The organism is Pontibacter pamirensis (assembly GCF_010015475.1).
Taxonomy (GTDB): Bacteria; Bacteroidota; Bacteroidia; order Cytophagales; family Hymenobacteraceae; genus Pontibacter; species Pontibacter pamirensis.
In genome coordinates, this window is sequence record NZ_SSNI01000019.1 from 111,425 (window position 1) to 120,224 (window position 8,800).

The window sequence follows — 8,800 nt, forward strand, 5'->3', positions numbered from 1 at the left end:
TGATTCCTATCTATAACTTGAAGTCTGAAGAATTGTTACAGGCAGACATGAAGGGTACTTTTGCTACAGGTTGTAAAACAGTGCTCAAACTTTGAGTAGCTTCTTCCGTTTTGAGATTATTACTAAACATTATCTGATGAAGATTTCTTTACCTCTATTCTCCTTTTTCCTCTTTATTTTAATGGTTTTTCTACCGCAGGCGCTGCTGGCCCAGCGGCTTGTGAGTGGCCGGGTGCTGGACGCCCGAAGTGAATTACCACTGGAAGGTGTTACCGTTACGGCTAGTACCGGGGAGCAGGCTGTAACAAATGAGCTGGGTGACTTTGGCTTATCTGTGTCGGAAAGAGCAAGAAGGCTAGTCTTCAGTTACCTCGGCTACACAACACAGCGAACAACAATTCCCCCGGCCGGAGAGGAACTACGCGTGCTCCTGGAGCCTAGCGCTGCCAGTTTGCAGGAGGTAGTAATAACAGGGTATGAAAGCAACCGGCCCTTGCTGCAAACAGCCGGCGCCGTGAGTTTGATAGATCGGGAGGTGATAGAGCGCTTCGACGAGAGCTCCATTGTAAGAGCCGTGAACACAGTGCCGGGTGTGCGGATGGAGGAGCGGGCTCCCGCCAGTTACCGCCTTTCTATCCGGGGAAGTACCCTGCGTTCGCCCTATGGTATCCGGAATGTGAAGGTGTACTACGATGGTATACCCTTTACAGAAGCCAATGGCACGACAGCCCTGAACCTGATGGATGCTGCTAATATTGGAAGAATTGAAGTGCTGAAGGGGCCTGCAGGTAGTATTTACGGTGCCGGTACAGGCGGTACCGTGTTGTTGGAACCTAGACGTGCCGCTACCGGAGAAAGCGCTTTGAAGGTTGGTGCCACCACAGGCTCCTATGGTTTTAGGCGGTACTCGGCCACCGCTGGCTTCGGCACAGAGAAAGCTAATGTGCTGGTGCAGTATGCAAAACAGCAGTATGATGGCTATCGCCCGCAATCAGCCATTGACCGTGATGTGTTGTTGATCACCTCGGAATTTTACCCTTCCGAGAAAAGAACAGTCGGGGCAAATATCATTTACTCCAATCTATACTATGAACTTCCCGGTGGGCTGACGCAGGAGCAGTATGACGAAAACCCACGGCAGGCACGGGGCGGCATGTTTGGCAGCGAAGCACAGAATGCTTCCATGAACCAGGAGGGTATTAATGTAGGCGTAAAGCAGGAGTACAGGTTCAATGACCAGTTCCGGAACAACACCGTGTTGTATGGGCTGCACCGCTTCAGGAACCATCCTTTCAACACTGACTATGAGCGCAACGCCAGCCAGGAATTCGGTGGTCGCACCAGTTTTGTTTACGATATGAACCTCGGAAGTGTAGGAGCTGCTTTTACAGTAGGAGGCGAGTTCCAGCGGGGCTTTGAGGCATCCCGCACCTATGACAACAACGGCGGCGAACCCGGCGCCCTCCGCTCCGACGACGAAGTGGTGGCAAAGTCAGGTTTCCTGTTTGCCCAGGCTGAGTTTGAACTGCCTGCCGGTATCATTGCCACCGCAGCGCTTAGCTTGAACGACACCCGCTACGAAATAACCCGGCTGCAACAGGTAGCCACCGGCGATTACATATATACCCGTAACTTTGAGGCCGAACTTTCTCCAAGAATTGCCCTGCTGAAGCAGTTTTCTAATAATATATCGGTTCATGCCAGCGTAAGTTCAGGTTTTTCTCCACCCACAGAAGAGGAGATACTCACCTCTAACGGTATTTTAAACGAGGATTTAGAGGCAGAGCGAGGCACAAACTATGAAGTAGGCGTACGCGGGTTTGCTTTGGCAGACAAGCTGAGCTTTGATGTGGCAGCCTTTTATTTCCGGCTGAGTGAGACTATTGTGAGCCGACAGGATGTGTCGAGTGTGGCTGTGTTTCGGAATGTGGGTTCCACAAATCAGAAAGGAATCGAGACGAGTATAGGCTACACATTCATAGATAAGCCGGAGCAGACGCTAAGTTTACTCAAGGCTTGGACCAGCTATACCTATAACCATTTCCGTTTTGACGAATACCAACGGGACGAAGACAACTTCTCCGGCAACAGGCTGACCGGCACAGCGCCACACGCTGCCGTTGCAGGCCTCGACCTCAACACCAGCCTAGGGTTTTACTTAAATGCAACAGGCACTTACGTGGATGAAATTCCACTGAATGACGCCAACACGGTATACGCCGACAGCTATTTAGTATTGGGAGCACGGGCTGGCTTTAAGCGGCAACTCGGCTACCACATCGGGTTGGAGGTATTTGGAGGAGTGGACAACCTTACAGATGAAAAGTACAGCCTCGGGAATGACCTGAACGCCTTTGGCGGTCGCTATTTCCAGCCTGCCCCCGACCGCAACTACTATGGCGGTATCAATATCAGCTACAAGTTATAGGCCTGATAGCCTTAGGGGGCTATATCTGGTGTTGGCGGAAAGCGTGACATGATGTTTGCCACAACTACCGGAATATAAGAATTATCCAGAGCAGCAGGGTCTATGTCGGAGCCTACCCAGCCGCGCCAGATTAGTTGGTTTGTGGTTGGGTCGATAAGATCGATAACGAGTGTGCCGATGTCATACCTTCTTATATCCATATAGTTTGGCACACCTGCATAACTGTAACGGTAGCGGTACCCATACCAGTAGGCGTAGCCATAGCCTGGTGGCAGGTTATAATCCTGCACCAGAAGTGCAGTATCAACAGCAATATCGTAAGCCACCAGCAAGTCAGGAGTTCCCTCTACCATTAGGTTTAGCCCTTGTTTTACAAGCTCACTGGCCACGGCTCCCTTTACTCTATCATCTACAAGTGTACTGAATGCAGGACCTGAACCTCCTGCAACAGGAGTCGGCACCTCTGCTCTGTACCAGCCAAAGGTGCGGTACTTTCTGTAATTTACAGTTGGGTCATATGCATACTGTACATCTGCCAACGGAATGCGGGCACAGCCGGCCAAAGACAGCAGGGTGATAAGCAGCAGGAAAAAGGTGCCAGAGGGTGTGGCTTTTATCATTTCAGACTTCTATTTATTTTCTAAATGATATAACGAGGTATATGCTGTAGCTGTTGTAACCGCGCCAACAACAGTGCCTACAGCACCGGAATATACAAAATATTGAATGATTGTTCTAACTATTCCTGCTACACATGCTTTAGTCTAATTTTTATATAGGAGACGCTCTTTTGAGACAAGCACAAAAAAGCCCCGCAGCAGTTTTTGTTACGGGGCTTTCTATATTAACAGGAGTTTCGTATTGGCTTAGCCTACAGCTACCATCTCGTTTCCATTTTCATTATAAGCTTCAATTGGCGCGCAGGAGCAAATCAGGTTACGGTCGCCGTATGCGCTGTCGATGCGGCTAACCGTTGGCCATACTTTGTTGTCGCGCAGATAAGCCATCGGGAATACCGCCTTCTCACGGCTGTATGGTCTTTTCCAGTTCTCTGTCATTGCAACTTTCAGGGTGTGTGGCGCATGCTTCAGTACGTTCGCTTTCTGGTCTGCTTTGCCATCTTCAATCTCACGAATTTCCTCACGAATAGATATCATCACATCGCAGAACCTGTCCAGTTCTTCCTGTGCCTCAGACTCCGTTGGCTCCACCATCAGTGTGCCGGCAACCGGGAAAGATACGGTAGGCGCATGGAAGCCGTAGTCCATCAGGCGCTTTGCAATATCCTCTACCTCTACACCCACTTTTTTGAAGTTACGGCAATCGAGGATCATCTCGTGTGCGCAACGGCCTTTAGAACCTACATACAGCACAGGGTAATGCTTCTCTAGACGTGCCTTAATATAGTTAGCGTTCAGTATAGCCACTTTGGTTGCCTCTGTCAAACCTTCCCCGCCCATCATGGCAATGTAAGCGTAAGAGATTGGCAGGATAGAAGCAGAACCCCAAGGCGCTGCAGATACTGCGTTAATCGCCTCACTACGGCCTAGGTCTACCACGGCGTGGCCAGGCAGGAACGGAGCCAAGTCTTTCACCACACCGATAGGGCCCATGCCAGGGCCACCACCACCGTGAGGGATACAGAATGTCTTGTGTAGGTTCAGGTGGCAAACGTCGGCACCGATGGTAGCCGGAGACGTCAGGCCAACCTGGGCATTCATGTTGGCACCGTCCATGTACACGCGGCCCCCGTTGTCGTGGATGATTTGGCAGATCTCAATGATGCTCTCCTCATACACACCGTGTGTGGAAGGGTACGTCACCATCAGGCACGAAAGATCATTTTTATGCTGCTCTGCCTTTGCACGCAGGTCAGCCACATCAATATTTCCTTTCTCATCGCACTTCACAATCACCACTTTCATACCAGCCATTACTGCAGAAGCTGGATTCGTGCCGTGAGCAGAAGAAGGAATAAGCGAAACAGTACGATGGTGGTCGCCACGCGACTCGTGATAGGCACGAATTACCATCAGGCCAGCGTACTCGCCTTGTGCACCGGAGTTAGGCTGCAGCGACATCGCATCAAACTGTGTTACCTCGCACAGCCAGGCCTCCAGGTCCGCGAAAATCTGCTGATAGCCTTTTGTCTGGTCGGCCGGGGCAAAAGGGTGCAGCTGTCCTATTTCTGGCCAGGTTACCGGAATCATCTCGGCCGTGGCGTTCAGCTTCATGGTGCAGGAGCCAAGCGGAATCATGGAGTGAACCAGCGAAATATCTTTGTTCTCGAGGTGCTTCATGTAACGCGTCATCTCCAACTCTGAATGGTGCTTGTTAAACACCTCGTGCTGCAGGTATTCGCTCTTGCGGATCAGGTTGTCGGACCAGGTCACGTCTGTTTCAGCAGGAAGTTCGTCTATGTTCAACACATCCGCAGGTTTGCCAGCCACCTTCGCGAATACCGCTAAGATATCCTTCACATCCTGCAGTTCAGTGTTCTGGTTAATCGAAAGGCCAATGTTCTTTTCACCAAAATAGCGGAAGTTGATGCCAGCGGCTTCTGCTTCCTGGCGGATTGCCTGTTGCATGTCGGCACTCTCCACTGCTATTTTCAGCGTGTCGAAATACTGCTCGTTCTGCTGCTCAAAGCCCAAGGCTTTCAAACCATTCTCCAGTTGCTGCGTCAGGGCATAAGTATTCAGGCCGATGTACTTCAGACGGCGCGGGCCGTGGTAAACGGCATACATACCTGCCATCACGCCCAGCAATACCTGCGCTGTACAGATGTTAGAGGTGGCTTTCTCGCGGCGGATGTGCTGCTCGCGGGTCTGCAGAGCCATACGGTAAGCTTTGTCGCCGGCCGCATCCACAGAAATACCGATAATACGACCTGGAATAACACGCTTGAAGGCATCTTTTGTGGCAAAATAACCCGCATGCGGACCACCAAAGCCCATTGGCACGCCAAAGCGTTGCGTAGTGCCCACTACGGCATCAGCACCCATCTCTCCCGGAGGTGTTAATAAAGTAAGCGAAAGTATATCTGCTGCTACTGCTACCAGTATATCCTGGGCATGGGCGCGGCTGATGAAATCAGTATAATCAAATATAGCACCGTCGGCAGCAGGATACTGCAGAATAGCACCAAACAGCGTCTCGTCTTCCAAGTTCGCCTCGCGGTGGTCGCCTATCACCAGCTCAATGCCCAGCGGTGTGGCACGCGACAGCAGTACATCTACTGTTTGCGGCAGCACCTGCTCTGATACAAAGAAACGGGAGGCGATTTTGCGGGAGCCTTTGCGCTGCGAATAGAACATACCCATTGCCTCGGCAGCGGCAGTTCCCTCATCCAGCAAAGAGGCGTTGGCAATCTCCATTCCAGTCAGGTCCATCACCATCGTCTGGTAATTGATCAGCGCCTCCAGACGGCCCTGGGCAATTTCGGCCTGGTAAGGCGTGTAAGCTGTGTACCAGCCCGGGTTCTCCATAATGTTACGAAGTATAACCGGCGGCACCACCGTATCATTATAGCCAAGGCCAATGTACGACTTGAACACCTTGTTCTGCTTTGCAATCTGGCTGAACTTTTTCAGGAAATCTTTCTCAGAAAGTGCCTTTGGCAGGTTCAGTGGTTTTTTTAAGCGAATGGCGGCCGGAACAGTCTCCTCAATCAATTGGTCCAGCGAGTCTGCCCCAATAGTCTGAAGCATATGCTGCATCTGCTCCTTGTCGGGGCCGTTGTGGCGCTCCTTGAATACATCTGCAGGTTTGGTTTTAAAAATCATAACGGAATATAGATTGGGAATTATGGGTTGCAAATAGTAGAAAGCAGCGGACCTCCGCCATTCTCAGTAATTTTCTACAAAAGTAATAGTAATTGTTTATTATATTGAAGCATCAAAACTAAATAGTTAGGGCTTTCACCTGCTATCCGTTGCTACTTACAAGGTATTGCATCTATGTGCAATACAGCCTTTCAACTATAACAGGTAAAAGCGCTTTTTGCTTGCTTTAATCTAACAAATTTGTTTCATCAACAATTCAAAAGGGCATATCCATGGGCAAAACTAAAATTGGCGTTGTGAAGGAAGGGAAAACACCGACAGACAAGCGCGTACCGCTTACCCCAAAAAAGTGTGTGGAAGCGCTGGAGAAGTTTCCGGAGATGGAGATTGTGGTGCAGTCCAGTGATGTCCGAAGTTTTGCCGACGCTGAGTATGCCGAGTTGGGGATTCCGGTGCAGCAGGACCTGCACGACTGCGATATTCTGCTTGGTGTAAAAGAAGTGCCTATTGACCTGCTCATTCCCAACAAGACCTATTTCTTCTTCTCCCATACGATAAAGAAGCAACCGCAAAATGCCGGACTGCTGCGCGCCATCCTCGACAAGAACATTACGCTGATAGACTATGAAACCCTGAAAACCCCACAGGGGCAGCGGGTAGTAGCTTTTGGCCGTTACGCAGGTATAGTAGGAGCTTATAACGGTATGCTGATTTATGGCAAAAAGTGGAAACTGTTCAACCTGAAGCCCGCTTACCTGTGCCATGAGATGGAGGATATGCAGGAGGAGTTCTTTAAAGTGAAGTTGCCGCCGGTAAAAATTGCCATAACAGGAGGAGGGCGTGTGGCCAGCGGTGCGATGGAGGTGCTGGATAAAATGGGAATAAAAAAGGTGAGTGTGTTTGACTACCTGTACAAGCAATTCACCGAGCCGGTTTACGCCCAACTGCATTCCGGTGACTACAATATGCGCCCGGATGTGGAAGTGTGGGACTCACCTGACTTTTATACCAATCCACACTTATATAAGAGTACGTTCCGTAAATTCACCCGCGTGACCGACCTGCTGCTGGCCTGCGCTTACTGGCATCCAAATGCACCCAAATTGTTCACAGAAGAGGAGGCACGCCAGCCAGATTTCAGAATTAATACCATCGCAGACATTACCTGCGATGTCAACGGTTCTATTCCCACCACCAAGCGCTCCACTACCATACAGGACCCCGCTTTTGATTATAATCCTGATACAGGAGAACTGGAACCAGCCTACAGCCGCCCGGAAAACATTACCGTTATGGCCGTGGATAACCTGCCCTGTGAGTTACCGCGCAATGCCTCCCGCGACTTCGGCCGCCACCTGATTGACAATGTGTTTCCGCACCTCTTCAACGGAGATGCAGAAGGCATACTGGAGCGCGGCACCATTGCCAAAGACGGGAAACTTACGCCCCGTTATAGTTACTTGCAGGAGTATGCTGATAGCGCTACTACAGGTAAACAGAAGCAAGAGGTGGCATAGCCAAAACTCTAGAAACCTTCTGATGCACGGGAATCTCTGTGGCATACCTGACTGTTATTCCCCAGTGCCTGAGACGCAGGGCACCAAAGAGAAGTAGAATTCATCACTATAGTTAAACTCTGGCAGTAGAACTCCGGGCGACAGGGGAAGTGCTTATCCCCGATTGCCGGCCCTCAAGAGAGGCAGGAAGCAGCAAAGCAGCGCGGGGCAACCCAAAGGAAAGTGTACCAGGCCCGCCTCCTCGCGCAGATTCAGGGGGCCTCGTGCAGCCCGGGCAAGAAAAGCATTGAATTTCCTGTAAAAATTTCCCCCGCAGTATCAGTTAGTTGCGTTTCTGAGGCTATATAATGAGCGCTTTTCTTACATGCTCCGCTTGCGGATAGATGAAAGATTACTACTTTTGCATCCCCGTTCGGCAGGGACGGGACAAGAGAGGGTGAGAGGGCAGCGAGGAAATAAAACTTCCCCTGCTGCTTGCAAAGCGGGAAAAGCTTCCTACCTTTGCATCCCGTTTCGGCAGGAGGCGGTCAGGAAGTGGGGTTGTTAACACAGGCTCCCCGGACTAAAGAAGAAGGAGAGAAAGAGAAGAATATACTTCTCCTTGGGTATTGCGGAAAGGGAAACATTTCGTACCTTTGCAACCCGCTTCAGAAGGAAGGGGAAGAAAAGAGAGACAGGAAAATAAACTCCTTATTTTTTCATTGCGAATCGGGAAAAGGTTCTTACCTTTGCATCCGCTTCCGGAAACAAGGCGACAGGCCCTGCGGAACAACACTGAAAACACCGGCATCGTGAGATGCCCTACGGAAAAGAAAGATGTTCTTTTCGCTACGTTCTTTGAGAGATTGATTGAGACAGAAAATTTAAGGTAATCCGCGCGGGTGATTGTTGAAATCAGCTGCGTCAGCTCCTTCCCCTCACGGGGAAGGGGGTAATTTTAGGGAAGCCGGGGTCGGACGAACACATGAACAGCTTCGGCTGTTTGAAGTAATTCATTACAATGGAGAGTTTGATCCTGGCTCAGGATGAACGCTAGCGGCAGGCCTAATACATGCAAGTCGAACGGATTC

5 protein-coding genes and 1 rRNA gene are annotated in these 8,800 nt (G+C 50.4%); 4 read left to right on the forward strand and 2 right to left on the reverse strand.

Annotation, left to right across the window (positions count from 1 at the left end):
* Window positions 1-136 precede the first annotated feature (136 nt).
* Window positions 137-2,428, forward strand: coding sequence for a TonB-dependent receptor (locus tag E1919_RS16320; RefSeq protein ID WP_237144524.1), 2,292 nt, complete (start codon window positions 137-139; stop codon window positions 2,426-2,428).
* Window positions 2,429-2,439: 11 nt separating this feature from the next.
* Here E1919_RS16320 and E1919_RS16325 read toward each other — a convergent pair whose 3' ends face one another.
* Entirely contained in the window at window positions 2,440-3,048 is a 609-nt protein-coding gene (locus tag E1919_RS16325) for a DUF4136 domain-containing protein (protein WP_162054474.1), read from the reverse strand.
* Between the two features lie 246 nt (window positions 3,049-3,294).
* Window positions 3,295-6,213, reverse strand: a complete 2,919-nt coding sequence (gene gcvP / locus E1919_RS16330; protein WP_162054475.1) for an aminomethyl-transferring glycine dehydrogenase — start codon at window positions 6,211-6,213, stop codon at window positions 3,295-3,297.
* 272 nt (window positions 6,214-6,485) lie between these two features.
* On the opposite strand from gcvP, the gene E1919_RS16335 reads away from it, so the two are divergent.
* The 3 genes from E1919_RS16335 to E1919_RS16345 all read left to right on the forward strand — a co-directional run.
* Window positions 6,486-7,730 (forward strand): NAD(P)-dependent oxidoreductase, encoded by a 1,245-nt coding sequence (locus E1919_RS16335; RefSeq protein ID WP_162054476.1) that lies wholly within the window; start codon window positions 6,486-6,488, stop codon window positions 7,728-7,730.
* A gap of 501 nt (window positions 7,731-8,231) precedes the next feature.
* Window positions 8,232-8,525, forward strand: a complete 294-nt coding sequence (locus E1919_RS16340; protein WP_162054477.1) for a hypothetical protein — start codon at window positions 8,232-8,234, stop codon at window positions 8,523-8,525.
* A 202-nt stretch (window positions 8,526-8,727) separates the two neighbouring features.
* Window positions 8,728-8,800: ribosomal RNA gene (locus E1919_RS16345) — 16S ribosomal RNA — on the forward strand; the annotation flags it as partial.